The 22,892-nt window shown below is 55.6% G+C and carries 26 protein-coding genes and 1 pseudogene; 7 read left to right on the top strand and 20 right to left on the bottom strand.

Annotation, left to right across the window (positions count from 1 at the left end):
* Nucleotides 1-75 precede the first annotated feature (75 nt).
* The 3 genes from rpoZ to AC1DY9_RS22330 are packed head-to-tail and all read right to left on the bottom strand — an operon-like array spanning nucleotide 76 to nucleotide 1,903.
* Nucleotides 76-279: a DNA-directed RNA polymerase subunit omega gene (gene rpoZ, locus AC1DY9_RS22340; protein WP_011482283.1), complete on the bottom strand. Its 204-nt coding sequence runs from the start codon at nucleotides 277-279 to the stop codon at nucleotides 76-78.
* A 42-nt stretch (nucleotides 280-321) separates the two neighbouring features.
* Nucleotides 322-942 carry a guanylate kinase gene (gene gmk, locus AC1DY9_RS22335; RefSeq protein WP_457282182.1) on the bottom strand — a complete coding sequence of 207 codons (621 nt, stop codon included), beginning with the start codon at nucleotides 940-942 and terminating at the stop codon, nucleotides 322-324.
* 43 nt (nucleotides 943-985) lie between these two features.
* On the bottom strand, nucleotides 986-1,903 hold the full coding sequence (locus AC1DY9_RS22330) for a YicC/YloC family endoribonuclease (RefSeq protein ID WP_457282181.1): 918 nt from the start codon (nucleotides 1,901-1,903) through the stop codon (nucleotides 986-988).
* 70 nt (nucleotides 1,904-1,973) lie between these two features.
* On the opposite strand from AC1DY9_RS22330, the gene AC1DY9_RS22325 reads away from it, so the two are divergent.
* The 6 genes from AC1DY9_RS22325 to AC1DY9_RS22300 all read left to right on the top strand — a co-directional run bounded on the left by AC1DY9_RS22325 (nucleotide 1,974) and on the right by AC1DY9_RS22300 (nucleotide 7,020).
* Nucleotides 1,974-2,981 carry a serine/threonine protein kinase gene (locus AC1DY9_RS22325; RefSeq protein ID WP_457282180.1) on the top strand — a complete coding sequence of 336 codons (1,008 nt, stop codon included), beginning with the start codon at nucleotides 1,974-1,976 and terminating at the stop codon, nucleotides 2,979-2,981.
* The gene (locus tag AC1DY9_RS22320; RefSeq protein ID WP_457282179.1) at nucleotides 2,978-3,880 is read left to right on the top strand and encodes a PP2C family protein-serine/threonine phosphatase; all 903 of its coding nucleotides are present in this window, start codon (nucleotides 2,978-2,980) and stop codon (nucleotides 3,878-3,880) included. The genes AC1DY9_RS22325 and AC1DY9_RS22320 overlap by 4 nt, the downstream gene beginning before the upstream one ends.
* 129 nt (nucleotides 3,881-4,009) lie before the next feature.
* Nucleotides 4,010-4,738 (top strand): ribonuclease PH, encoded by a 729-nt coding sequence (gene rph / locus AC1DY9_RS22315; RefSeq protein ID WP_477667683.1) that lies wholly within the window; start codon nucleotides 4,010-4,012, stop codon nucleotides 4,736-4,738.
* 45 nt (nucleotides 4,739-4,783) lie between these two features.
* Complete coding sequence (gene rdgB, locus AC1DY9_RS22310; protein ID WP_457282177.1) at nucleotides 4,784-5,395, top strand: RdgB/HAM1 family non-canonical purine NTP pyrophosphatase; 612 nt, start codon at nucleotides 4,784-4,786, stop codon at nucleotides 5,393-5,395.
* Nucleotides 5,396-5,552: 157 nt separating this feature from the next.
* Nucleotides 5,553-6,737, top strand: coding sequence for a radical SAM family heme chaperone HemW (gene hemW, locus AC1DY9_RS22305; RefSeq protein WP_477667682.1), 1,185 nt, complete (start codon nucleotides 5,553-5,555; stop codon nucleotides 6,735-6,737).
* 55 nt (nucleotides 6,738-6,792) lie between these two features.
* On the top strand, nucleotides 6,793-7,020 hold the full coding sequence (locus AC1DY9_RS22300; protein WP_477667681.1) for a hypothetical protein: 228 nt from the start codon (nucleotides 6,793-6,795) through the stop codon (nucleotides 7,018-7,020).
* A gap of 69 nt (nucleotides 7,021-7,089) precedes the next feature.
* On the opposite strand, the gene AC1DY9_RS22295 is transcribed toward AC1DY9_RS22300, so the two are convergent.
* The 3 genes from AC1DY9_RS22295 to AC1DY9_RS22285 form a co-directional block, all read right to left on the bottom strand.
* Nucleotides 7,090-8,172, bottom strand: coding sequence for a hypothetical protein (locus tag AC1DY9_RS22295; protein WP_457282174.1), 1,083 nt, complete (start codon nucleotides 8,170-8,172; stop codon nucleotides 7,090-7,092).
* 11 nt (nucleotides 8,173-8,183) lie between these two features.
* Complete coding sequence (locus AC1DY9_RS22290; protein ID WP_477667680.1) at nucleotides 8,184-9,326, bottom strand: DUF4034 domain-containing protein; 1,143 nt, start codon at nucleotides 9,324-9,326, stop codon at nucleotides 8,184-8,186.
* 269 nt (nucleotides 9,327-9,595) lie between these two features.
* Nucleotides 9,596-9,904, bottom strand: a complete 309-nt coding sequence (locus AC1DY9_RS22285; RefSeq protein WP_477667679.1) for an I78 family peptidase inhibitor — start codon at nucleotides 9,902-9,904, stop codon at nucleotides 9,596-9,598.
* 199 nt (nucleotides 9,905-10,103) lie between these two features.
* Between AC1DY9_RS22285 and AC1DY9_RS22280 the strand changes: the two genes are divergently transcribed.
* Complete coding sequence (locus tag AC1DY9_RS22280) at nucleotides 10,104-10,829, top strand: hypothetical protein (protein WP_477667678.1); 726 nt, start codon at nucleotides 10,104-10,106, stop codon at nucleotides 10,827-10,829.
* A 114-nt stretch (nucleotides 10,830-10,943) separates the two neighbouring features.
* Here AC1DY9_RS22280 and AC1DY9_RS22275 read toward each other — a convergent pair whose 3' ends face one another.
* The 14 genes and pseudogenes from AC1DY9_RS22275 to AC1DY9_RS22210 form a co-directional block, all read right to left on the bottom strand.
* Entirely contained in the window at nucleotides 10,944-11,765 is an 822-nt protein-coding gene (locus AC1DY9_RS22275; protein ID WP_477667677.1) for a hypothetical protein, read from the bottom strand.
* An 822-nt stretch (nucleotides 11,766-12,587) separates the two neighbouring features.
* Nucleotides 12,588-12,875, bottom strand: coding sequence for a hypothetical protein (locus AC1DY9_RS22270; RefSeq protein WP_457282168.1), 288 nt, complete (start codon nucleotides 12,873-12,875; stop codon nucleotides 12,588-12,590).
* Between the two features lie 529 nt (nucleotides 12,876-13,404).
* Nucleotides 13,405-13,779, bottom strand: a complete 375-nt coding sequence (locus AC1DY9_RS22265; protein ID WP_457282167.1) for a hypothetical protein — start codon at nucleotides 13,777-13,779, stop codon at nucleotides 13,405-13,407.
* A gap of 512 nt (nucleotides 13,780-14,291) precedes the next feature.
* Nucleotides 14,292-14,678: a hypothetical protein gene (locus AC1DY9_RS22260; RefSeq protein ID WP_457282166.1), complete on the bottom strand. Its 387-nt coding sequence runs from the start codon at nucleotides 14,676-14,678 to the stop codon at nucleotides 14,292-14,294.
* Between the two features lie 97 nt (nucleotides 14,679-14,775).
* Nucleotides 14,776-15,126 (bottom strand): hypothetical protein, encoded by a 351-nt coding sequence (locus tag AC1DY9_RS22255; RefSeq protein WP_457282165.1) that lies wholly within the window; start codon nucleotides 15,124-15,126, stop codon nucleotides 14,776-14,778.
* Nucleotides 15,127-15,236: 110 nt separating this feature from the next.
* Complete coding sequence (locus AC1DY9_RS22250; protein WP_477667676.1) at nucleotides 15,237-15,605, bottom strand: hypothetical protein; 369 nt, start codon at nucleotides 15,603-15,605, stop codon at nucleotides 15,237-15,239.
* An 81-nt stretch (nucleotides 15,606-15,686) separates the two neighbouring features.
* Complete coding sequence (locus tag AC1DY9_RS22245) at nucleotides 15,687-16,106, bottom strand: LIC_13387 family protein (RefSeq protein WP_457282163.1); 420 nt, start codon at nucleotides 16,104-16,106, stop codon at nucleotides 15,687-15,689.
* Between the two features lie 547 nt (nucleotides 16,107-16,653).
* Complete coding sequence (locus tag AC1DY9_RS22240; RefSeq protein WP_477667675.1) at nucleotides 16,654-16,989, bottom strand: hypothetical protein; 336 nt, start codon at nucleotides 16,987-16,989, stop codon at nucleotides 16,654-16,656.
* Between the two features lie 364 nt (nucleotides 16,990-17,353).
* Nucleotides 17,354-17,677, bottom strand: coding sequence for a hypothetical protein (locus AC1DY9_RS22235; protein WP_477667674.1), 324 nt, complete (start codon nucleotides 17,675-17,677; stop codon nucleotides 17,354-17,356).
* A 620-nt stretch (nucleotides 17,678-18,297) separates the two neighbouring features.
* Complete coding sequence (locus AC1DY9_RS22230; protein ID WP_477667673.1) at nucleotides 18,298-18,516, bottom strand: hypothetical protein; 219 nt, start codon at nucleotides 18,514-18,516, stop codon at nucleotides 18,298-18,300.
* 211 nt (nucleotides 18,517-18,727) lie between these two features.
* Nucleotides 18,728-19,399, bottom strand: coding sequence for a hypothetical protein (locus AC1DY9_RS22225; protein ID WP_477667672.1), 672 nt, complete (start codon nucleotides 19,397-19,399; stop codon nucleotides 18,728-18,730).
* Between the two features lie 2,119 nt (nucleotides 19,400-21,518).
* On the bottom strand, nucleotides 21,519-21,824 hold the full coding sequence (locus tag AC1DY9_RS22220) for a hypothetical protein (protein ID WP_457282158.1): 306 nt from the start codon (nucleotides 21,822-21,824) through the stop codon (nucleotides 21,519-21,521).
* 75 nt (nucleotides 21,825-21,899) lie between these two features.
* Nucleotides 21,900-22,430, bottom strand: coding sequence for a hypothetical protein (locus tag AC1DY9_RS22215; protein WP_457282157.1), 531 nt, complete (start codon nucleotides 22,428-22,430; stop codon nucleotides 21,900-21,902).
* Nucleotides 22,427-22,810: pseudogene (locus tag AC1DY9_RS22210) on the bottom strand (immunity protein Imm33 domain-containing protein). Before AC1DY9_RS22210 ends, AC1DY9_RS22215 begins: the two are co-directional and overlap by 4 nt.
* Nucleotides 22,811-22,892 lie beyond the last annotated feature (82 nt).

The following is a 22,892-nucleotide window of genomic DNA, read 5'->3' as shown; positions in this document are numbered from 1 at the left end:
AAAAAATGGACTTTATGAGGCCATAAATGAAAAAAGCACCGCATTGCGGTGCTTTTTTGCGGTGCCAGATTTGACTCAGGATGGCACTTTTTTCAGCATTTCGAGGCCAATCTTGCCTTCTGCGATCTCGCGCAGAGCGGTAACGCCAGGCTTGTTCTTGCTTTCAATCTTGGCGGCGTGCCCCTGGCTGAGCATGCGTGCACGATAGGTGGCAGCCAACACCAGCTGGAAGCGGTTCGGGATTTTTTCGAGGCAGTCTTCAACGGTAATGCGGGCCATGGTGATCTCCGGTGTGATCGATAACGGGGAAAGCGGGTGAAATCAGGGAATTTGAAGGGCCTGGAAGGTTTCGGCGCGGGCTCGCCGCTGGGCCGAAAACTTGAGCCTTTGGGCATGCACAATGGTTTTCAGGTCGAAAACTGCCCGCTCAAATAACTCGTTAATTATAACGAAGTCGAATTCCCGGGCCTGGGCCATCTCGGTGGCCGCGTTTTTGAGCCGCAATTCGATGACTTCGGCACTGTCTTCGCCACGCCGCTGCAGGCGCGAGCGCAGCTCTTCCCAGCTTGGCGGGAGTATGAAAATCAGCACCGCATTGGAAAAAATCCGTTTGATGTTGATCGCCCCCTGAAAGTCTATTTCCAGAATCACGTCGGCGCCGGTGGCTATTCGCTCTTCAATGGTCTGCCGCGAGGTGCCGTAGCGATGGCCGTGCACATGTGCCCATTCCAGGAAGGAGTCGCGCAGCACCATGCCGTCAAAGTCCTCGGGCGAGAGAAAAAAGTACTCCCTGCCGTGCTTTTCCTGGCCGCGTGGAGGGCGCGTGGTGTGCGACACCGCGGGCTGGATGCGTGAATCCAGTTCCAGAAGGGCCTTGACCAGGCTGGATTTGCCGGCCCCGCTGGGGGCGGCTACAACAAAGAGGTTTCCGGGGTAGTCCATGCGTTCTGGGCGGTGATTTCGGTGTTTTAGGCTAGGGGCGGGGCTATTCGACGTTCTGGACCTGCTCACGGATCTGCTCTATCAGCACTTTCATGTCGACGGAAATGCGTGTCAGTTCGAGGGATGCCGATTTGGAGCCCAGTGTATTGGCTTCGCGGTGCAGCTCCTGGATCAGGAAATCCAGGCGCTTGCCCAGTTCCCCGCCGTTTGCCAGAAGGCGGTCAATTTCATCCAGGTGCGAGGAGAGGCGGGTGATTTCTTCCGCGACGTCAATGCGGATGGCAAAGGCTGTGGCCTCTGTCAGCGCCCGGTCCTGTGCAACTTCCGGCAGCGTGGCGCCGTCCGACAGCGCCATGGCTTCTTTCCAGCGTTCCAGGAAGCGGGTTTTCTGCTGCTCAACCAGTTTGGGCACCATGGGCACTGCCAGCGCTGCCAACGCACGCAGCTGTCCCGTGCGGTCAAGCAGCATGTCGGCCAGCCGGGCGCCTTCGCGTTCGCGGGCCGCCATCAGCTCTTTCAAGGCTTTTTTGGCCAGCTTGAGCAGCTCATCGCTGTAGTCGTGTGGTTTTTTGTCCTCATTGGTGGCGATCCGCAGAATATCTGCCACGCTGAGTGCGGGTGCCTGCGGCAGCCAGGATTTGATACTGTCTTCCAGCGACCCGAGCCGTTGCAAGGTTGCCGAAGATGGCGCGCGCAGGGTGCTGGCCGAGGTACTTTCCAGCGAAACCCGCACTTCCACCTTGCCGCGCTTGAGCTTGCCGGTGAGCAATTCGCGCAATGCGGGCTCGGCCTGCCTCAATTCGTCGGGCAGGCGAAACGCCAAATCAAGAAACCGGCTGTTGACAGAGCGTATTTCGACGCCCAGACGGGAGCTGGCATCCGCGCCCGATTCAGTTTCCGGGGCGGATTGCGCCATGCTCGATTGCACGGCTGCATAACCCGTCATGCTGTAAACTGACATTTAAAAATATGCTTTACTAGAGAGAGAACAAGACCCAGACTGACCAAGTCATTCTGGCTCATCCCAAATTATGTCAAAGGTCAAGCCCGCACCATTGCCGCCCGACACCGTGATTGGTGGCTATCGTGTTGTGCGAAAGCTTTCAGCCGGTGGCTTTGGCGTAGTTTACTTGGCCGTCGACAACGAGGGCCAGCAGGTCGCCATCAAGGAGTACCTGCCATCATCCCTGGCTGGCCGGGCCCCGGGGGAATTGCTTCCGCAGGTCCAGGCTGAAAAGCTCTCGCTGTACCGCCTGGGACTCAAAAGTTTCTTCGAAGAAGGCCGTTCACTGGCCCAGATTTCACACGGCTCCGTGGTCAGTGTGCTGAATTTCTTCCGTGAAAACGAGACCGTTTACATGGTCATGAACTACCTGGAGGGCGGAACCCTGCAGGATTTCATCATCACGGCCCGTGAGCTGAAAAAGCAGAAGGTCTTCCGCGAGTCGACCATCCGTTCGCTTTTCGACGAAATCCTTCGGGGATTGCGCATCGTGCACCAGCACAAGATGCTCCACCTGGACATCAAGCCCGCCAACATCTTCATTACCGACGACAACCGCGCCGTCATGATCGACTTCGGCGCAGCCCGAGAGGTGCTGAGCAAGGAAGGCAACTTCATCCGCCCCATGTACACCCCGGGCTTTGCTGCCCCCGAGATGTACCGCAGGGACTCCTCCATGGGTCCCTGGACCGATATTTACGCGATCGGCGCCTGCATTTACGCCACCATGCAGGGCTATCCCCCCAATGATGCGCCGCAGCGCCTTGAAAAAGACCGTTTGTCGCTAGCCCTGTCCCGTTTGCGTGGCGTGTATTCCGACAACCTGATTGAGGTCGTAGAGTGGTGCATGTCCCTTGACCCCTTGTCACGGCCGCAGTCGGTATTTGCATTACAAAAAGAATTGAGCAGGGAAGGTGAGCGTCGTTACACCAAACTCACCGTCAGCGAAAAGGTTCGCCTTCAGTTTGACAACATGGTGTCTGACACGAAAAAAACAGCGCGCAAAGCCACTGGCTACGCGACTAAATTCAAATGAAATTCTCAGTCTTTCAGGTAAGCCGAAAAGGCGGGCGCGAGAAGAACGAAGACCGCATGGGCTATTGCTACACGCGAGAGTCGGGCCTGTTTGTGCTGGCAGACGGCATGGGCGGCCATCCTGAAGGCGAAGTGGCGGCGCAGCTTGCGCTGCAGACCATTTCCGCGCTGTACCAGAAAGAAGCGCGCCCTGTCATTGAAGACACCACCGAATTTCTTTCAACCGCGCTGATGGCGGCGCACCACCAGATCATTCGCTACGCCAGCGAAAAAGGCATGCTCGACACGCCCCGCACCACGCTGGTCGCGGCGATTTTGCAGGGCACCGGAGCCACTTGGGTCCATTGCGGCGATTCACGCCTGTATGTGGTGCGAGACGGCGAACTGCTGACACGCACCCGCGACCACTCCTACCTGGAGCAGCAGAGCGCCGGCGTCATCAAGCTCGAACGCATCAACCGCAACATCCTGTTCACCTGCCTCGGTTCTCCGACAAAACCTGTTTTTGACGTTGCCGGGCCCGTGACCCTGCAGCAGGGCGACAAACTGCTGCTCTGCTCCGACGGTCTCTGGGGCAGCCTGAGCGACGAGGAAATTGTCCGCCAGCTGGCCGGCAAAGGGGTTTCGGATGCCGTCCCCGACCTGGTCGAAAATGCCTTGCGTACCGGCGGCGAACACAGCGACAACGTCACCGTGCTGGCCATGGAGTGGGAAACGCCCGACGCCTTCGAATCCACCCGGGGGGTGTCTACCGACAGCATCATGGACGGCGTTTTCGCCTCGACCATCCAGGCCGGCGTGCTGGATACCGTGGTGGACGACCTTGACGAAGCGACCATTGAACGCTCCATCGCTGAAATCAACGAAGCCATTCGCCGCTCAGCCGCAAGAAAAGCCTGATACCCCGGCTTAGCCGTTTCGGTGGCTGCGCCTTCGGCGCCGCTTGCCTCTCCCGTTCCCGCTCCATTCCAGTTCCATCCCTCTCAATTCCGCCATTCAATCCGGCGCCTTGCCAGAAAGCCATCCACCATGAGTCAGTTTGAACGAAGCGGCGCGCGTGCGGCCGACGCCCTGCGCCCCGTACGCATCACCCGCCACTACACGGCCTACGCCGAAGGCTCGGTGCTGATCGAGTTCGGCGGCACCAAGGTGCTCTGCACCGCCTCCGTTGAAGAAAAAGTGCCCGGCCACAAAAAGGGCAGCGGCGAAGGCTGGGTCACGGCTGAATACGGCATGCTGCCCCGCGCCACGCACACCCGCGGAGACCGCGAAGCCGCCCGAGGCAAGCAAAGCGGCCGCACGCAAGAGATCCAGCGCCTCATCGGCCGGTCAATGCGGTCGGTGTTTGACTTGAAGAAACTCGGCGAGCGCACCATCCATCTTGATTGCGACGTGATTCAGGCTGACGGCGGCACCCGCACCGCCAGCATCACCGGCGCTTTTGTGGCCGCGCAGGACGCCGTCAATACCCTGCTGGCCAGCGGCAAGCTCCAGCAAACCCCCATCATCGACCACGTCGCCGCGATCTCGGTCGGCATCGTGCAAGGTACGCCCCTGCTGGACCTGGAATACACCGAAGACTCCGCCTGCGACACCGACATGAACGTCGTCATGACCGGCGCCGGCAATTATGTGGAAGTGCAGGGCACTGCCGAAGGTGCGGCGTTCTCGCGCAAGGAAATGGACGCGCTGCTGGTTCTGGCCGAAAAAGGCATCGTCGAACTGGTCGGCATGCAGAAACGGTCGCTATCAAATTAATAGCTGCTCGCGCAGACCCCTATTGGCTTGGAGCCTTTTTTCGTTATGAAGATCGTACTTGCGTCGAACAACCAGGGCAAACTCGCCGAGCTCAAGGCCATGCTTCTTCCCCTGGGCCTGACGCTGGTCAGCCAGGCCGAGCTGGGCCTGCCGGAGGCTGACGAGCCCTTTCGCACCTTTGTGGAAAACGCACTCGCCAAAGCCCGCCAGGCGTCGCGCCTCAGTGGCCTGCCCGCGCTGGCCGACGACGCCGGTTTGTGCGTGGACGCTTTCGGCGGCCTGCCCGGCGTGGACACCGCGTTTTACGCCACGCAGTTTGGTTACGCCAAGGGCGACGACAACAACGTCAAGGCCTTGCTCGAGCAGATGGCCGGCCTGACGCAGCCCGCCCAGCGTCGCGCAGCGCTGGTTAGCACCCTGGTGGCGGTCCGGTCTGCAGAAGACCCGGAGCCACTGATTGCCTCAGGCCGCGTGGCCGGAGAAATCGCACCCGCGCCCGTCGGCAGCAACGGCTTCGGCTTTGACCCCGTGATGTACATCCCCGAGTTCGGCAAAACCTTTGCACAGTTGCCCGTTGAAGTCAAAAACGCCAACAGCCACCGAGGCAAAGCCGCACAGCAAATGATCGAACTCCTGCGCGAGCGCTGGAGAATATGAAACACCCCGTGGCTTCGCGCACTTCGTGTCGCGGCCTCCCCCTCAAGGGGCGGCACCTGCGGTCCGGCGAAGCCGGTCCCGCGGTGTCCACTGGCCTGAGCATCAACGAATGTGAGGCTTCGTCCCTGCCATATTCGTTCAGCGATCAGAACCCATCATGAAAGACATCCAGCACTACATGCGCAGCGGCACACTGCAGCTGGCCGCGTTGCCGCCGCTGTCGCTGTACGTGCACCTGCCCTGGTGCCTCAAGAAATGCCCCTATTGCGACTTCAATTCGCACGAGGTCGCCGGTGAAATGCCAGAGCAGCGCTACATCGACGCCGTGGTGGCCGACCTGGAGGCCGCGCTGCCCCTGATCTGGGGCCGCATGGTGCACAGCATTTTTATCGGCGGTGGCACACCCAGCCTGTTTTCACCGCAGGCCATAGACCGTCTGCTTGCCGACATCCGCGCACGCCTCAGGCTGGAAGCCGACTGCGAAATCACGCTCGAAGCCAACCCCGGCACCTTTGAAAAAGACCGCTTCAAGGCCTTTCGCAGCGCCGGCGTCACGCGCCTGTCCGTCGGCGTGCAAAGCTTTGACGACAAGCACCTCAAGGCCCTGGGCCGCGTGCACGACCGTGCCCAGGCCATCGCCGCGGTAGAAGAAGCCGCACAAGCCTTCGACACCTTCAACCTCGACATCATGTACGCGCTGCCAGGCCAGACCATGGAAAGCCTCGAGCAAGACATGCGGCAGGCGCTGGCGTTGCAGCCGCCCCACATCTCGATTTACCACCTCACCATCGAGCCCAACACCTACTTCGCCAAATTTCCGCCGGTGGTGCCTGAAGAAGACACCGCCTACGCCATGCTCGACAAAATCACCGAGATCACGCAGGCCGCCGGGTTGCAGCGCTATGAGGTGTCTGCCTACGCCAAGCCCGGCCACCGCTGCTTTCACAACCTCAACTACTGGCAGTTTGGCGACTACCTCGGCATAGGCGCCGGCGCCCACAGCAAGCTCAGCTTTGCGCACCGCGTGGTTCGCCAGGTCCGCTACCGTGAGCCCAAGCTCTATATGGAAAAAGCCCTGGCCGGCGAAGCCGTCACGCAAGAAACAGAAGTCAGCCGCGTTGACCTGCCGTTCGAATTCATGCTCAACGCCCTGCGCCTGCGCGACGGCTTCAAGCTGCAAGACTTCACCGAAAAAACCGGCCTGCCCGTCACCGCCATCCAGCGCGGCCTTGAAGAAGCCGAGCGCAAGGGCCTGATCGAGCGAGACTTCATACGCGTCAAGCCCACCGAGCGCGGTTTTGATTTTTTGAACGACCTGCAGACATTGTTTTTGGCCGACTAGCACCCACGTCAACGCCCAACGCCAACGTCAACGCAACATCCCGTCTACAAAATCTATGGAAACATCCGCCATCATTTTTCTGGTTATCAGCTGCGCCGTCAGCTTCGCGCTGGGCCGGCTGTTTGTGCACTTCCGCGACAAAAAGCGCAAAGAAAAACTGCAGGCGCGCGAAGCCGAAGCATTGCGCAACCGCCCCCCAGAACCCGAGTCCCTCAACAAGGCCAAGCGCAAGCGGCAGCTTCAGCAACAGAGCAAGCTCAGCAAGGGTCGTGATAGCCGTTAAGCCGGGTGCGCAAGCCGTATCTTCCGGCGCGATTGCGTCAGAAGATCCAGGGTCGTATAAGTGTTCGGCTTATCTGGCCACCCATTTCGCGCAAGCTTCATACGATTTTCCGGCCAGCCAATAGCTGCTGTTCAATTCTTCCTTCGGCAATTGCTTCATGGCTTTCAGAAACGTGGGCTTGTCTTGTTTGGCGCATGCATAGCTCGGATAGAGGTTTTTAAAATACGGATCTGGGTAGCGCGCAATCAGGTCTTCAAAACTTGCTTTCATTCGCGGCCAGTTCATTTTTGATCCGGGCAGCAAAGCTCGAGTCCGGTGAATATAAAGTCGTGCATACATTGAGCTTCCTTCGGTAGCCCGTTGCTGCTCACTCCAGTAATTGATAAAAGCATCAATGGCTTCCCAGTTCCCGTCCTCCGCTTGAGCCATGCTGTCCAGCGTATTTCTATAAAGATAAAAATCCCTCGGCCAACGCTTGACGGCATTCTTTAAGGTCGCTGCGATATTGGCATTGGCAGATCTTGAGTCAAGAGCAATGGCGAGCGTCAGCATGTCCCACATCGGCGTAGCTTTCAACTCGGTGGGCGCGTCATCAAGTATTTTTTGTGCGGCAGCTAGCCTGCTGTCATAGAGCTCCCAAGCCTCGGGAGATATCGAGTTCGGTCCTCCCGAGCCGCGCGCGTTCCACGCATTGGCGTATTGGTAGCGGGCTTCAGCAAAAACTGCAAAGTAAGAATTCGGAACAGCAGACTTCCAGCGTTTGATTCGGTCTTCTTCCAGTGGCAACGTTCCAGGTGCGGGCATTGCCAAACGGAACCCCATATACGGCGCGGTAGCCATGGGCTCACCTGCGGGGAAATTCTTGCCCGATGCAATCAACTCCTTAAGCGACCGTTCCAGTGCTTTAAAGCTCTCCAGCGTGTACAGCAGCTTGAGGTTTGACGCGGCAGTCTGAAAATTGGGCCAATAGTCGTTGTTGCATGGCGGGCTTCCAGGTGGGCTATGGCAACGCCAGGGAATTTCATCGTCGGATGCAGCAGATGCCGTAGCAGCCAAGCCAACCCCCAGCACGGCAAGAATGCATCCCTTCTTCAGATGGCTGCGCCAGTTCTGGAAAACCGGGGTCATTTTCAAATCGATGAGTTTCAGCATACGGTGGTGCCCTATTTTGAAGCCCATAACGTACAGACATCGTAGGAGTTGCCCGGCAGCCATAAATTGACACGAAGCTGCTCTTTGGGCAGCTGGCTAATGGCCTTGGCATATGCCGGCTTGTCCCTGGCGAAACAGGTATACGCGGCATAAAAGTTTTTAAACTGGGGATCGGGATAGCGCGCAACCAGATCCTCAAGACTCGCACGCATCCTCTGCCAACTCATCTTTGTGTCGCTCGGAAGTGCGTATTCTCTCAAGTCAATATACAGGCGTGCATACATCGACAATCCTTCGGTAGCCTGTTGTTGCTTGCTCCAGTGATCGATAAAGGCCTCAACGACCTCCCAGCTGCCACCCCACTTTGGGGTCAATCGCGAGGCTGCAGTTGAGTAGAAGTCGAATTGCCGCGGCCACTGCGTCACTGCCGCCTTGAACACAGGTGCTATCTTTTTCTTGTTCGACCTTGAGTCAAGCGCAACATCAAAGGCCACGCTATGCCAAAGGGGCGTCTTTTTTGCTTCTGCCGGCGCGCTGTCGAGGAGTTTCTGCGCAGCCCGAAGTCTGCTGTCGAACAGCTTCCAGGATTCGGGTGAAACGGTGTTGGCATAGCCGCCGCCTCGTGCATTCCACGCATCCGCATGCTGGTAGGCCGCCTCAGCGAGGACGACAAAATGCGAATTCGGAAACGCGGTTTTCCAGTGCGCCAGTTGCAGACGCTCAGGTTCCCCCGCCCCTGGCGTCAAAAAAATTTGGCGAAACGCAAAACCGGGCGCACTTGATAACGGCTCACCCGTAGGAAAGTTTTTGTCAGAGCCTGATAGCTCTTTGAGCGCCCGCTCAAGCATGGCGAAATTTTTCAGCTGATGGTTCAAGTAATAGAGCAGCTTCAGGCGATCTTTGGTGGTTGCAAGGTCTGGCCAATCTTCACCTTTGCAGACGTCACCCTGGAAGCCCCAGCAACTCCACGGGTACATGCCCAGTTTCTTGAATTCCCGTGGCCTGGGGCCACTGGCTGATACCGCTTCAGAAGCAGCCAATGCAGCGGCTGGTGCCGTTTCAGAAGCAGCTACTGCAACGGTCAGAAACCCGCCAAATAGCAAGACGAACGCGCAAACTTTCTTCAGGAAGGCGTTCCAGTTGTTGATAGACATTCGCAGCCTTTGATAAGTGGAGCAGATGGCCAGCAGAGGCTGCCGAACGAAGGAAGAATATCAGCAACGGGTCGCTTTGCGTCCTTCAAATTAAGGGCTTGCGTGGGGAGGCAACAACAACATTCAGGTTGATATGTCGGCCTGCCAAACCTGGCAATCCATCGAACGTAGTCTGCTCAGCAAGGCCGGGCGCAAGCAGCCGCAGCAACTTGAAAACAAAAGAAGTCAAAAACCACAAACGCTAGCCGGCTTCCGTGCCGGCCTATTTTTTAACCGCAGCTGACGTGTGTCACGCGCCCGGCAGCATCCACCGTCAGGCTCAGCCGATCAGCATTGAACTCCATCGTCACGACCTGCCCAGGCTTGAGCACCCGGACGGTTTTGGTGCCGGCGCGTGTGCGGGCTTCTTCTTCAAGTGCCGCGTTGGTGTTGCGGCCCACGGCAAATTGGGCTGGTTCGGCGTTGCAAGCACCGCTTGGCGGCGCAGATGCTGGCGTTGATGCAGCGGGGCCCCCTGCGCAGGCGGATAGAGCTATAGACAGGGCTAGTGCAAGAGCGTTGGGGAAATGCGTGCGCATGGCGAGATCCTTTCATGGAGTTGCTGGAACATACCTAACGATATCCCGCTGAATGTGGAGGTGCAGCGAATGCCCTTACCAGCAGTAGCTAGGCGGGTTAAGGAGCGACCAGCAGGGCAGGAGGAGCCTGGTCCGTGGAAATTAGGAATACGTTGGCAGCTCGACGGTATGCTGTGCATTTCCAGGTAGGGGAGACAGTATGAAATGGACGAATCTTATTTTGCATTTTGTCACCAAGAGGGCAATGAGTGTCGTTGCAAGTGCTGTTCTGCTGTACGTATATTCGGAGTGGTTTCAAAATATTTGGATATGGTTCCGCAACATACCGACCGCTTACCAAGTACTGTTTTGGGCGGCGATCTCTATCGTTCTGGCGGCACTCTTCGTTGCGCTTGTCAACAGGCCGATTGATGCTAACAACCCCGCATCAATACCTCGAAAATTTCTCTATTTTCGCGCCCCACTTAGACGCATTTCGTGGCGCTTTGGACCACTGTTCAACACTTTTTTTGACTATGAAGGAAAGTTCTTTGTAGCCAATGTCCCATTCCACTTGCGAGTAAACGGATGGCGCCGCGTCACCCTCAGAAAGGCATTCATCCGCAGCAGGATAAATGGACGATCTTTTGAAATCTCGATCGAAGGCCCTGCTGGCGGGTACGTGCCAGCATCCGATATCGATTGGTTGGCACCCGGAATTTGGCTCAGCGGCGTAGCAGAATTTAATCCTCCTATCCCAGCACTCGACTTCTTGGCTGTATTCGGCGATTTCGATTTCATCGTGGAATACGACCGAAGTACAAGCTTCCGACTCTACATTTCCCAAACTGACATCCAGAATTTTTTTGCAAATTGGCAAAAGTATTTGGACGAAAGAACTCGTAGATCAAATCCTGATTTCAAAGTACGACTCAAACCCAAGTGAATAGCGGAACTCGTTTTGCAAGCGAAATGAGGAACGCCCCGGGACGCTTGCTTGCGAAACAACTAGCTACCCCTGCCTGCAAGCTGCAAACGATTGCAGTGGTGCATGGGCACCTCAAATAATCGAGAAGGAGAAAAACGGATTCAAATTCAAATCCGTTAGAAGTAGCCCTATTGCTATTAAGCCGAGCAGCACGGGAAATAGGAACTCAACGATGATCCACCGTCGGTTTTGACTGACTAAGAAACGCTTAAAGATAAGCTCAAAACGTTCCAGTTGATCCTTAAGGGTCCTTTCGTTGGAGGTTGAAACTCCATACTTATAGAGCGCCATCATTCCGGAGCTATAGTTTTGGAAATTTTGAATCATCTCGTGACGAGCCGTCCTGTCTTGAAGTTCTCTTCCTCTTGAAGCCGGATCCCGATTCAATGGCGCTATGGCTTTCTCAAAAAGTGCGAGATTGAGATTCATCGCATCTTGCTGTCGGCCTGCTGCGTCAACTTGCATGGTCCACCAAGTCATCAATGAAACCTGGCGCGGATCAACATCTCTATCCGGTTTGATGAACGCGAGTCCGGTGCCCGAGCACCGGATCATCCACTCTTGAAACCCGTCCCAACTGCTCCATGCGAAGTGAACGAGCATATAACTGGTGATGCACAGGAGTCCAATTGATATCTTGGATTCAGTTAGACCAGTGAACTGCACCCCGGAAACCGAGGTGGATGAGCTAATTCCCAATCCCATCGAAATTGAAAAAATAGAAATTACGCTGGCGATCATCAAATTGCTCCGCATCTTTCGAATTGGCTCGTTGACCTCCAGGAAAACCGGATGATCTAGCACAAAGGCTACGTCTTTTCGCCTTTTCTCCGCCTTTGCAGTAGATGCATTAGCCTCTGCCTTCGGAGCTTGTGCAGATTGTTCGGTGTCCATTGCGATCCCCTTGATTGGTGAGAGCTGTACGTCGCTGCGAGCTTGATTTCGTCGGTGGCTAGGCGACATTGCGATGATGAATCGGTCCGATGTAAATCTCAAGGACGTCTTTTCCTCAATGCATTGATCACATACAACCAAGGCAGCAGCCACATTGCAGAAAAAACCACGAATGCCCATGGGATTGGGTCAGACGAAGGAAGACTGGGTCCAAGGTAAGCCGTATAGAAATCGACACTCCAAAGTACGTTCAGCACACCGAGGAGCGGAGCCAACGCCACCACCCATGCCCCGGATACCTTTGCCCCTTTCACGAATAGGAGGAAAGCGATTGGTGCTGCCGTGCCAACTATGGGAGTCCAGAGTAAAAGTGAATCAAGAGCGCGCAGGGGAGAACCCCATCCACCCAGTGCTAACGCTGCCGGCCAACTCACGATTCCAATACCAATCGCCAACACGATTCCGACAATTTGCATAACGCTCATCCCCATAACTTAGGGCATGGTATCGCACGCGATATCCTGGTCGGGATGACAATTCGAAGCGGTCGGCTTCCGGTCACGGCGGTTTATTGCAACGCATCGTGATCTGTGGGGTGTCACATGTCAGGGCTCTGCGCTCTTTCTTTCCACTGGATGGAAGCCGCGTAGTCCGGCAGTGCTGTCCACTTTTAGCCCGCCGTCGTTACCGGCATCAGTACGCGGCTGGTGCTGGGAAATGCGCAGGCTGGCGTCCAAACAGCGGATCAAGCGTGAAGAACGCGATTCATAAATGTTGGCCCATTACAGGCTACAGAAGACTGCAATGAGTCCAAAACTGTCATCAAGAATTCTTGGATTGCGCTCGATTTTCCCGGATGGCACGAATGTCTTTGCGTATTGATCTGGGAGTCACCGCAACAACGAAAACCGCCAGGGCAAATTGAAACCAGAAGGCCAGCCAAAACACAGTTGGCTCGCTTTCCAACCGAATCCATCGATTAGCTTTGCTGAACTTGATTTCGCCCGCGAGCATCGCATTGAGGCAAACCCATCCCAGAATAAGCCCGAGGCAAAGACCGGCAACGTTGCCAATCAGGGAAAAATAAGGGCTGTGCCACCAACGCTTCACGATGCTGATTCCATGTCCGTTTTTAGCCGATAACGAAGTAACCTACCAAAGCGTTATGGCCAGCGTCACGATAGCACCGACAACGATAAGGGCCGCGAAGATCAGCCCGCAGATCCAGGGTTTCATATATGTCTAGACAAAAAAATGAAAACGACGCCGCGAGAGTTGCAGCATACCGTGTCGGGCACGAACTGGTGACGCTATTGAATTCCGCGCTACCGGAATCAGATTTCGACGGAATTCAAAAGGCTAGAGCAAGGATGCTCCCGAAGCCTGGTTTTTCGTTAGCCATGGAGCAATCTTCGTTTGAATTCAGCCGACCGGCCAGCGCAGCTGGCTAGGGTCGGCTGCAATGAAGGGTGGGCGTCTTAGTGACGACGAATTTTCGTAAAGAAGTTCTCCCTATACGTCGAGGGGCGACTGTCTTGAAAAGTTCGAACAACATCTGAGGGGCTGACGTTTGACATGAGCGGTGACTGGAAGCGTGCGAAGCGCTGGAAGGTGTCCGCTCGTTGGAAGGGTTGGCGCCTCAGCCCTCATGGAACCACCTTAAGCGCTTGTGTAGCAGGCGCTCGAATGTGGCACGGCCTTCTGCTACGCCGCACGAGCGTGACCATGGGTCGGTTTCATCGGGGCGCTGTGAGTAGGTGAACGAAAATGTTTGGGCCGCGGCGTTGAACGCGACTTGGAGTTCATTGTCGTGGCGCACAAAGTTGGCGACCCGACCAATTAGCAACACTTCATGCGACGTGGCAGGGAACAAGCCGTTCGCGTAAGTCGAAGACGCAATGAAGCGCACGAGTTCAAGCATTGGCACAAACGGCCACGCACTGTCGCTCACGAGACGCTCATAGAAGCGCTCCACTTCAGTCCAGGTGCAGGTGCCAACGCGGCTCGAAAGCATGGGTGCCTAACGCCTGAGTTAAGGCCGCCCGCGAAGCGGCGTCGACTTGAATGAATTGTTAGAGTGCATGTCGAAAGAACTTGTATGCAATTGGTATGACTATTAGTGGCTGAGCAGCAAGAAACACCAGCAAGTACTTAAAGACTCTCGCTTGGGTAGATCTCCCGCGAAGAATCCTAGGGGGTGTCATGCAGCAAACAACGATGGAAGCTGTCGCGACCAAAATGGCCACTTTGGATATTTCGATGGCAAGGCGCGGCGCGTAGATGCTGCTGCCTGTAAGCCCAATGATTACAAGCAAAAGTAGACCAATAAAAACTCCGATTGCTGCAATCACGACTCGGAGCAGCACAGATAAAGAGGTTAGCTTGGTGGAGTTGTGATCAGTCATCATATGCGCTCTAACGTTTGAGATGAGAGGCGTGACCCGGCTTGCCCGGATACGTCCTCTCGATTGAAAGGTTAGGCGCTTCCATGCAGACCAGCCTTCCTTTCTCACAGCAAAGCCTTCTTTATGCGCGCTGCCAGGTTTTTAGGGTCCCGACCAGCTTGTAGTCCGTGAATCCATAGAGCTTTTTTAGCAACGCATCAATGGTTTTTGACAGCGTGACAGCATCTGCCGCCTTGTATTGAACAGTCGCCAGTCTTCCAGGGCACCAATCGATAATCTGAGCGGATTGCAGCGACGCAAGAACTTCGGCCAAGAGCGTTTCCGGCGGGGCCTGCTCAGCGTAGGAAAAGTCCATGTAGTCGCCATAGATCTGTACCCATGCCTCGGGATGGTAGAGGACATCCAGTGTTGCGTAGTGCTCGCTTGGGGGAAGCTCTCCGTGGAGAGCCAGTGTGCCGAAAGCTGCTTGCAGAATTCGACGAACTTCTTCCTCAGATTCTTGTTGCACGAAGACCTTTCTTGAGGCGCCTAAGGTAGAGGTGACCGGCGACCGACAGAAGCGCGAAGCACACGTACGGAGTTGGGTTTCCGTGTCGACCGCCAAGTTAGACATCACCAGCTTTGGGCCATTTTAAGTTCGCGAGAAGATAGACACCGATCAGGGTGCCAATGGGGACACCAAGCAGCAACAAGCAGGCAACCACGATGGAGGACGTGCGCGCCCAAGGTCTGGATCGCGCAGCTCCAAATGCGATCACACCGTGAACGGTGCCAAAGGCCAGGACCAATAAGCCCGGGCCAATAATTGACTCGCCGTCTACGCCGTCCCAGAGCAGCACGAACAGGGCCACACCAAAGAGCCCATAAAAAACACAGAGACCACGATGAACACTCATGCTTCGAATGTTGTCCGTTATCGGCGCCTTCTTGGGCTGATCCTTTCCTCCTGTTCCCATGTACTCCTCCAGTGCTGATTTGTGATGTCTAACGGTTGAGATAAGCGGCATGACTTGGTTTGCCGAGGCATGTCTGGTTGAGGGACGGGTTAGGCCTCGCGCGCACAGGTCTATGCAACATATGCGCCCACGACAACGCAGAACGCGGAGGTGAAGATGATGCGGATGAGAAAGGTGATTTGTGACTTCTTGAAGACTCGAACATCAATGAGATATCCAACCACTCCTGCCAGCCCGTATGCTCCAGCGGCAACCAAATAAGGCGTCTCGAACTGCTGACGGAACAGATGAACTGTGATGACGATCCAGACAAGAACTTCGACGGCTCCTTCTGAGAACTCGAGGACGAGCCGAGACCGCCGACTTAGCGGTTGCTTCCTGACCTCCAGGAAGCCGTTAATAAAGCCCAGGGGGAATGAGACGACATTTGAGGCAACAAAGATTGCCGCGGCATATGCGATCGAGAAGGCTAGCTCCATAGTGGCGGGGCCTAACGTTTGAGATGAGGGGCGGCCGACGGACGGCGAAGCCGGCTGTTGGCTGCCCCCTCGATGGAAGGGTTAGGCCCAGTGTGCGAGTACACCAGAGACATAGAGCGCCGTGGACAAGACGATGCCTCGAAACGGGGTGCTGAACCAGTAGCGCCAGCCGAGAAAGACACAGCCAGCGAGTAAGGCAAGGCCGACAGCTAGCAGGAACCACGATGAAAACAGGACTGAAGGCTGCGCCAGAGCAAGATAGCCATAGACAAGGCCGAACAGCATTGCGCCGAAGCTATGACTCGCATTGAACCCGACCCAGGCCTTCCACATTGACATCTTGCCCGAAATGACAGGTGAGACTTCCTGCATTCGAGCCATTAGCGCGGGGTCGCGAGGATAAAACTTGTTCCCGCGAAAGGTGAATAGAAGATGAGCACAACCGAGGCCGAGGATCACAAACGCGCTCGCGGCGAGAAGCAGGGAAGCGATACTTGGCATACGTTGTTCCTTCTGGGCCTAACGTTGAAGGTAACCGGCCCACAACACTTGCGGCGAAGCCGCCTTTTGCAGTTGCGGGTCCGTGTCGAGCAACATGTTAGGCAGCATCTTCATGCGACAGAGTCGCTGGATCGAGCACGAACAAAGACCGTCCTCCAACCGATTCGACACCCCATGGGCGTTCCGTGGTCACACGTACCAGGGCTCTCCCATTCGGCTCCATCCAAGATGCCTCAACCTCGCAAGCGATCACGCCCGCTGCCGGGTACACACTGTGCTCGGTCAAGTGCTCCAAGGTCACAACAGGCACCTTCTCCATGAATAGATGCCGTGTCCCCTCAGCATCGACCAACTCGCACTCAACGAAGCCGGGGAAATCCGGGTTGACGAAGCGAAGTATCTCAACTGGGATGAGCAGCATTGGTGATGCCTAACGTCAAAGCTGCCCGGCAGGCAGCAAGCGCCGCGCAGCGGCATTCTGTTGCCGCGTGTCCGCGCCGAGCGAAATGTTAGACAGCATACTTGGCATTCTTGTTTTGTCGCCCCGTCAAACGGTGCGGTCTGCGATAAGGTTAATCCGAGGCCACTTTGACAAAAAGCGAACAACCACTATGTCTTTGGGCCGAAAACCGTAACTCATCAATTGGCTACCGCGGTACATCAAGGCATTTCCGCCGGAGCTCGTGGCCGAAAATTCATACGACACGACGAACATCTTGCCGCCGTGACTGTTGCCCAACTCCACGGCACTAACCACCCTGCCTCGGGTAATTGTGCCGCGACGCATTAGCATGAGCTCAGCTAAATAGCGGTAGACAAGCCATCCCACCAAAGCGAAACCCGCAATGGCGGCAGCAGATGCAACGAAGGGCAGGAGTTCCATACGGGCCATTGAGATGCTGTCTAACGTAATGTATACCGCAAGGTCTGCGGTATAACATCGCCCCTGCCGTATATCCTGGCCACTGAAAACCCGGCCAAGTGCTTGTTATTCAAAGACTTATTGCCCATTTTGAGTTTCACTCAGGTCGATAAAAAAGGGACCAAACCCCGCAAACCATTTCTAGGCGGGCAGTGTGGGTACCGCCTCCCCAATATGGACGAGCGCCTCGGTTGTGACTTTGGCGGCGTGCCATAGGCACGTCCGCTTGAAGGAAGGGCTGGCCGTCATCGTGTGAATGTCCCGATGTGACGCCTGAGAAATGACGACTCGCCGCAAGGTAAGTCTCATTGACGGTGGCACGCGTTCACTCGGGCACCACCTTCCTGAAGTAGAAGACCTCGTTCTTGAGACCTGACAGGAGGGAGAGGTCAAAAAAATCCAATAGAGTCCAGTTGTTCGCGCCGCATTCAAGGTGTAAATCGGAAGACAGACGAGATATCTCGATTGTTGGGCTGCCAACCATTTGCTGCATTCGTAGTTCCAACTTCGCTGGTATGTCAGCTTGCTCAAGTTGAACGTGCACGGTTTCTTTCTCTCGAATGTACGCGAGGCGCCGGCCGTTGCAAAGGAGGTCCATCGATACAAACTTGCCATACCAGCCGGGATTTCGCGTGACTATGACCTTCATGACGGCTAACGTAAAGATGCGCGGGCAGCGCGCTGACGCCCTTGGGCGTTCGTGTTAATCGACAAGTTAGGCCGCTGTCCCGTTACAGGCATCATCTGAATACTCTAAGAGATCGGAACGCCTTGCGTAGCCTCACGGAACGTGCGTCCAGCGGGCCTCCAGACCCTGATAGTACTTCGCAACGATCGACGCAACCTCCGAAGGGGAGGACGGTGCATCCGTACCCACCATATTCCATCCCTGGATCCCAAGCACATTCCAGGACTCGTCGCAATGGAGGACTACCAGCTCCGACGCTTCGCCAAAGGCACAGATGGCAAGGCACGGCACACGACCCAACCAGTCGCCGCCGACGTTCAACCGCAGGAGCCCGGTAAACACGGCATCATCGGTTCGGACGTACGCCAGCACACGACAGCCATTTAGGTTTTTAGGAGGTCGGTCCATGATATTGCGAAGCGGTCTAACGTTGGACATGAGGGGCGGGCCAATAGGCGCGAAGCGGCCATTGAAACGTCCCCTCGGTGGAAAGGTTAGGCGGCATTCTCTCCGGGCAACCAGTTCTAGCCAACAAGCAGCGGGCAACATTGGCGATGGTGACTCGGTCCGATGTAAATATCTCAGCTCGCAAAAGGAAAGCGTAGAGCGAAGATGATGTAAAGGCCTATAGCGATCTCGCCCAGACCGATGAGGATTGCCGGAATCCCTTCAACGACACGCTTCTCATCGCTATCTCCATTCCATGTGAATTTGGCTTCTCGTCGCAGAACACTCTTTACGCCCGCTGCGATCGATGCGAGGCCAAACAGTACGGTGATGATTTTTAAAAGTAGTGCCATGAGACGCCTAATGTTAGAGATGACCGAACCACGATAGTAGCGGTGGAGCGGCCTTTTTGCTGTTGTGAGTCTGTGTTGATTGACGGGTTAAGAATTTCTATCGACCCTCAAACCTGACGGTGCCGACGATGCGTCTGGCGGTGGGTACATGCTTGTTGTTCTCGGTCACGGCTACGGCCGCCAGAATTAGGCCCCTTTTCTGTGCGCACAGTTATTGTTCCGTACCTTGAACGAAAGCACTCAGCGTGGGCATAGTGGTATTCGTACGTTTAGCGGAAAGCATACGATCGCCGGGAAGGAGGTAATACCAATTGAGAACCGGGGCCTCGGCTGGAAATGGTGGGGGAACAAAATCGAACGACCCGTCGATGGTCGTAGCAGCGTCACCAAGCAGGCGAAGTGAAAATGTCACAACGGAAGCAGAGGTACGGGCCACCGTTCCCTCAACCATCAGCCTACGCATACCAGGAGGCGAGTAATCGCCCAGGTCGATGGAACCATGAAAGTGTTGCTTGCCGGAAATCCCACACAATCCGGCAAACCCAAATTTTTCCAAAATCATGGTTGGCAGAAAAAATGACTGCCTGGGGTCAAAGCCAACAGGGTGATTGAACGTTTTTTCATCAAGGCCGTGAAACAGGTGTCGCCCGCCAGAAAGCCGGTAAGACTCGGCGACCGCAACACCCTGGATGACGCGCGAAAACATTTGCGCGTTACCCAAGTGGCGTACCTCTACCTCAAAAGATTCTTTCGGGTTTTGTCCATTGGATGAGATTAGGCGCAATGACTTTGCCGCCATCCAACTTTCTTTGTCAGAGCACGCGGCATGACTGGATGTGACCTGAAATAGTGCAATGGCAATTGAGATATAAAAAAGACGCATGGTCAAGATACTCAACGTTGAAAGTGAGCCGCACATAGAGGCTTGGCGCTATCAGTCGCGCCGAAAATCATGCGCTTCGCGGAGCCGCGGCGTTGTGTGCCGGTTTCGATCGGCCTGTTAGGCAACATGGCCAGGCCGTTCCTTGTTCCGGTGCGCAATCCAATAGGCCAACACCGCGAGCGCAATGACCAGTGCCTGAGCTGGAAAAAGAAGCACCCATGCGATTTCGGTGTCCCTGTAGCCTCTCGCCAAGAGACTGGCCATCCAAAAACAGAATGCAATAAGAGCTGCATTCCCCGCGGCGAGAGTAGCAAGCCATAGCGTAACGCTCGCGCGGGCTCCCATCAAAATCAACGCGGAGCAATACAAGACTGCAGAACACCAAGCGTAGTTCGCTAGAAGGTGTTTCCACTCAAAGCCCGTGTTGCCAATGAATTGTGAGTAGGCCAGGAATATCGGACCAGGCAGAACGAGAAGCGAAACAATTGCAATGACTCGCATGGTGCGGCCTAACGTTGGAGTTGATCGGCGAGCGGGAGGCGTGTGCACGGAGCGCATTGAAGCACTCGGGCGTCAGTGTCGAACGGCTTGTTTGATGCCATTGCCACTAGTGGTTCCTCAGATAGTTCCGGGCAGTATAGATACCAGCCGTCGCGCACAGCCCGCCAACTAACCACGCTAGCGTCAGTCCGAACCACGCAAGCCCTAAGGCCACTCCGATGCAACTGCCGGGGGGACAAAGCTTTTCGTTCGCAAGGTGCAGCAGTGCACCGCAGAGGATGGTCCATCCAATCCACCCGGACCACAGAAACCTACGAAGTCGGTGCGGCGGGAGTTCGTCGGGATGATTCAAGAATGCACCAACCGCGAAGCCAACCCCAAAAAGCGCGAGCACCAGAACGAGCAGTGTTTCCATGGTATCTAACGTAGAAGTCACCGGCGCTGCGCGGCTTTGCCGCACGGCGTCAGTGTGGACTGCCGTGTTAGGAACTCTAGGGCGAACATACGTCTTCCTTTTCTTGCCGACTGACACAGACTTTCACGGTACCTAGGTAATTTGCTGCCGCTGAAAGCCAGCTAACCGGGTCCTCTTCCTCTGCAGAGAACACAAACGCCCCGGGTGCACGGATGTCAAAGGGCCTTACCCTCTTGATCATTGATATGACATATGTGCGCTGAGCAGAAGAAATGGCTTTGACGAAGGTAAGTTCCCCCACGTTCTTGTCCTGGAATCTAGAGCAGTAGAACTGTGCATAAGCAACAGTAAAGATGCCTTCACTACGCGGCTTAGGTGGCACAACATTGGAGTTGGGACAGGCCTTGGCCGTCACACCAAGAGTGAGGCGGATGGCGTTCGTTACAGCATCTTCCGGGGGAGATGGCTCCAGAATGGCTAGAGTGATTGATTCTTTCCATGCAGACCCCTGCTGGTCCAGAGGGACCCAAGCCGTAAATTCGAGTCCGTCTTTCTTTTCTTCCGCTGCCTTCTTCCATCCCGCCCAAGCGGGTGGGGCATGAATTCGTAGGCCTTCTCGTTCCTGCCCAAATGCATTGCATAGAGGAAGAGCTGCGACTAGCAGTAGTACTAGGCGAACACGCATTTGGAGTTCTTAACGCAATGTATACCGCAAGGTCCGCGGTATAACATCGCGCTTGCGGTATAACCTGGCCACCAAAAAATCAGCCAAGTGCTTGTTATTAAAAGACTTATTGCTCATTTTGAGTTTCGTTCAGATCGATAAAAAGAACACCAAACCCCGCAAACCGATTCTAGGCGGGCAGTGTGGCTACCGCCTCCTCAATATGGACGAGCTAAGCCTAAACAGCCGATTCCGTTGTGTTTGATCATCCTCGCCCATAAACCGGTGAAAAAACCGCGCTGCCCCGGTCGCCGCTGAATCCCCCCACAAGACCCCATCCCGGTGTTGGAGTGAATCCCCTGGTCCAGCCCGAGGGGTTCACTCCATAACTAGATCAGATTTCGACGGAGTTCAGCACGCTAGAGCAAGGGTGCGACTGAAACCTGGTTTTTTGTTGGCCACGGAGCAACCTGCGTTTGAATTCAGCCGACCGGCCAGCGCAGCTGGCCAGGGTCGGCTGCGATGAAGGGTTGGGCGTCTTAGTGACGACGAGTTTCCGCAAAGAACTTATCCCTATACGCCGAGGCAGACTCTGGCAATTCCATGACCTCTGCGGCCGCTTCGAGCCGCTTCCAGAATGCCGCCTTGCATGTGAAATCTTCCGCAATGCTGGCAATCTCTTGCAGTGCCAAGCCAAGTTCATTATGGGCAAGGTATTCATCGAACTGAACCAATGAATACTTCTCTGAGTCCGCATCGGTGGCCGCCTCGACAAGGTAGCGACGAGCATCTTTCAGGTTTGCTTCAGCAATACCCCAGGTCTTCCATAAACGCGGATTGGTCATGACGCCCAACGTTTGAGCTCAGCGGATCGCGGCGGGAGCCGAAGCCCCTCAGAATTAGTCCGCTGGAGAGACAGGTTAGATGTGCCCATGCTCTATAGCTGCCCCACATTCGGGACAGAACTTATCGAGTGGTGCGACCTCATGGCCTCGAATGCATTTTCGGCCTTTCAGCAACCTGGAGTTGTTGATCGCGGAGTAGAGCGTTGCAAACGCCGCGCCGTAGAAAACCATCCAATGCCCAGAGAAGAGACGCACTTCGGCGCCGGAATTGGCAGCATTGCTCCCGTCTCTATGGCTGGGTACGTCGCTCATACCCAGAATGAAATTGAGCATCGCGTATCCGAAGAGCCCGTAGATCGCATAGCGTGCCCAAGTTGGGCAGCCCGATAGGGCCAGCTTCCAAAAATCAGCGCGTCTTCCGTGGCGCGACATACGATTGGCGACCAAGACCGTCGGAAGCCACACTACGAAGATGCCGGCGTGCAAACCCCAAACCAGATGTCCACCTGGAATTGGCAGGCCAATCAGGGCTGCCAGGTGACTTCCTACGCTGAGAAGCAGACCAACTGCCGATAGCAGCATGAAGGGATACAAGAGGACGTTCATGGTGTCAAAAGAGGTCTAACGGTGGAGGTAAGGGGCGGCTTGTGCGATGCGCAAGACGTCTCATTGACTGAGGGGTTGGGCCACAAGCAGCGTTTATCGAACCACACATTTTCATGGTTGGAGCCATCTATCAGCAAGCGATACCCTGGCGGCAACTCAAGATACTCGACAACCCATGGTAGGTTCTCTGCCAGATTCTCCACATGCAGGAGGGCAAAGAAGTCGCTGGCTTCTGACGGTTCACCTCAGGACCAGAAGTACCAACCGTTAGTACTTGTCGTGGGCTTGTGGCGAAGGCCGTGGATTGGTTCAGTTCCGATCGTCGACAACGCGATGCCTACTTTTGAACCGGCTACAGGTGGCAACGGCGATGCGCCCACCCATTCACAAAGCGGACTTCTCACGGAGCACTCGCATTGTGTTTCCTCGGGGTCTATCGTTTGAGACCACCGGCACGTAGCA

It is taken from the genome of Polaromonas sp. P1_F6 (genome assembly GCF_056405695.1).
Note: the sequence above shows the minus strand (reverse complement) of the source record. Positions and strands in the feature narration are given on the sequence as shown.

Coding starts and splice junctions, on each gene's coding strand:
- rpoZ (WP_011482283.1), bottom strand. CDS start 279: ATGGCCCGCATTACCGTTGAAGACTGCCTCGAAAAAATCCCGAACCGC.
- gmk (WP_457282182.1), bottom strand. CDS start 942: ATGGACTACCCCGGAAACCTCTTTGTTGTAGCCGCCCCCAGCGGGGCC.
- AC1DY9_RS22330 (WP_457282181.1), bottom strand. CDS start 1,903: ATGTCAGTTTACAGCATGACGGGTTATGCAGCCGTGCAATCGAGCATG.
- AC1DY9_RS22325 (WP_457282180.1), top strand. CDS start 1,974: ATGTCAAAGGTCAAGCCCGCACCATTGCCGCCCGACACCGTGATTGGT.
- AC1DY9_RS22320 (WP_457282179.1), top strand. CDS start 2,978: ATGAAATTCTCAGTCTTTCAGGTAAGCCGAAAAGGCGGGCGCGAGAAG.
- rph (WP_477667683.1), top strand. CDS start 4,010: ATGAGTCAGTTTGAACGAAGCGGCGCGCGTGCGGCCGACGCCCTGCGC.
- rdgB (WP_457282177.1), top strand. CDS start 4,784: ATGAAGATCGTACTTGCGTCGAACAACCAGGGCAAACTCGCCGAGCTC.
- hemW (WP_477667682.1), top strand. CDS start 5,553: ATGAAAGACATCCAGCACTACATGCGCAGCGGCACACTGCAGCTGGCC.
- AC1DY9_RS22300 (WP_477667681.1), top strand. CDS start 6,793: ATGGAAACATCCGCCATCATTTTTCTGGTTATCAGCTGCGCCGTCAGC.
- AC1DY9_RS22295 (WP_457282174.1), bottom strand. CDS start 8,172: ATGCTGAAACTCATCGATTTGAAAATGACCCCGGTTTTCCAGAACTGG.
- AC1DY9_RS22290 (WP_477667680.1), bottom strand. CDS start 9,326: ATGTCTATCAACAACTGGAACGCCTTCCTGAAGAAAGTTTGCGCGTTC.
- AC1DY9_RS22285 (WP_477667679.1), bottom strand. CDS start 9,904: ATGCGCACGCATTTCCCCAACGCTCTTGCACTAGCCCTGTCTATAGCT.
- AC1DY9_RS22280 (WP_477667678.1), top strand. CDS start 10,104: ATGAAATGGACGAATCTTATTTTGCATTTTGTCACCAAGAGGGCAATG.
- AC1DY9_RS22275 (WP_477667677.1), bottom strand. CDS start 11,765: ATGGACACCGAACAATCTGCACAAGCTCCGAAGGCAGAGGCTAATGCA.
- AC1DY9_RS22265 (WP_457282167.1), bottom strand. CDS start 13,779: ATGCTTTCGAGCCGCGTTGGCACCTGCACCTGGACTGAAGTGGAGCGC.
- AC1DY9_RS22255 (WP_457282165.1), bottom strand. CDS start 15,126: ATGGGAACAGGAGGAAAGGATCAGCCCAAGAAGGCGCCGATAACGGAC.
- AC1DY9_RS22250 (WP_477667676.1), bottom strand. CDS start 15,605: ATGGAGCTAGCCTTCTCGATCGCATATGCCGCGGCAATCTTTGTTGCC.
- AC1DY9_RS22245 (WP_457282163.1), bottom strand. CDS start 16,106: ATGCCAAGTATCGCTTCCCTGCTTCTCGCCGCGAGCGCGTTTGTGATC.
- AC1DY9_RS22240 (WP_477667675.1), bottom strand. CDS start 16,989: ATGGAACTCCTGCCCTTCGTTGCATCTGCTGCCGCCATTGCGGGTTTC.
- AC1DY9_RS22235 (WP_477667674.1), bottom strand. CDS start 17,677: ATGAAGGTCATAGTCACGCGAAATCCCGGCTGGTATGGCAAGTTTGTA.
- AC1DY9_RS22230 (WP_477667673.1), bottom strand. CDS start 18,516: ATGGCACTACTTTTAAAAATCATCACCGTACTGTTTGGCCTCGCATCG.
- AC1DY9_RS22225 (WP_477667672.1), bottom strand. CDS start 19,399: ATGCGTCTTTTTTATATCTCAATTGCCATTGCACTATTTCAGGTCACA.
- AC1DY9_RS22220 (WP_457282158.1), bottom strand. CDS start 21,824: ATGACCAATCCGCGTTTATGGAAGACCTGGGGTATTGCTGAAGCAAAC.
- AC1DY9_RS22215 (WP_457282157.1), bottom strand. CDS start 22,430: ATGAACGTCCTCTTGTATCCCTTCATGCTGCTATCGGCAGTTGGTCTG.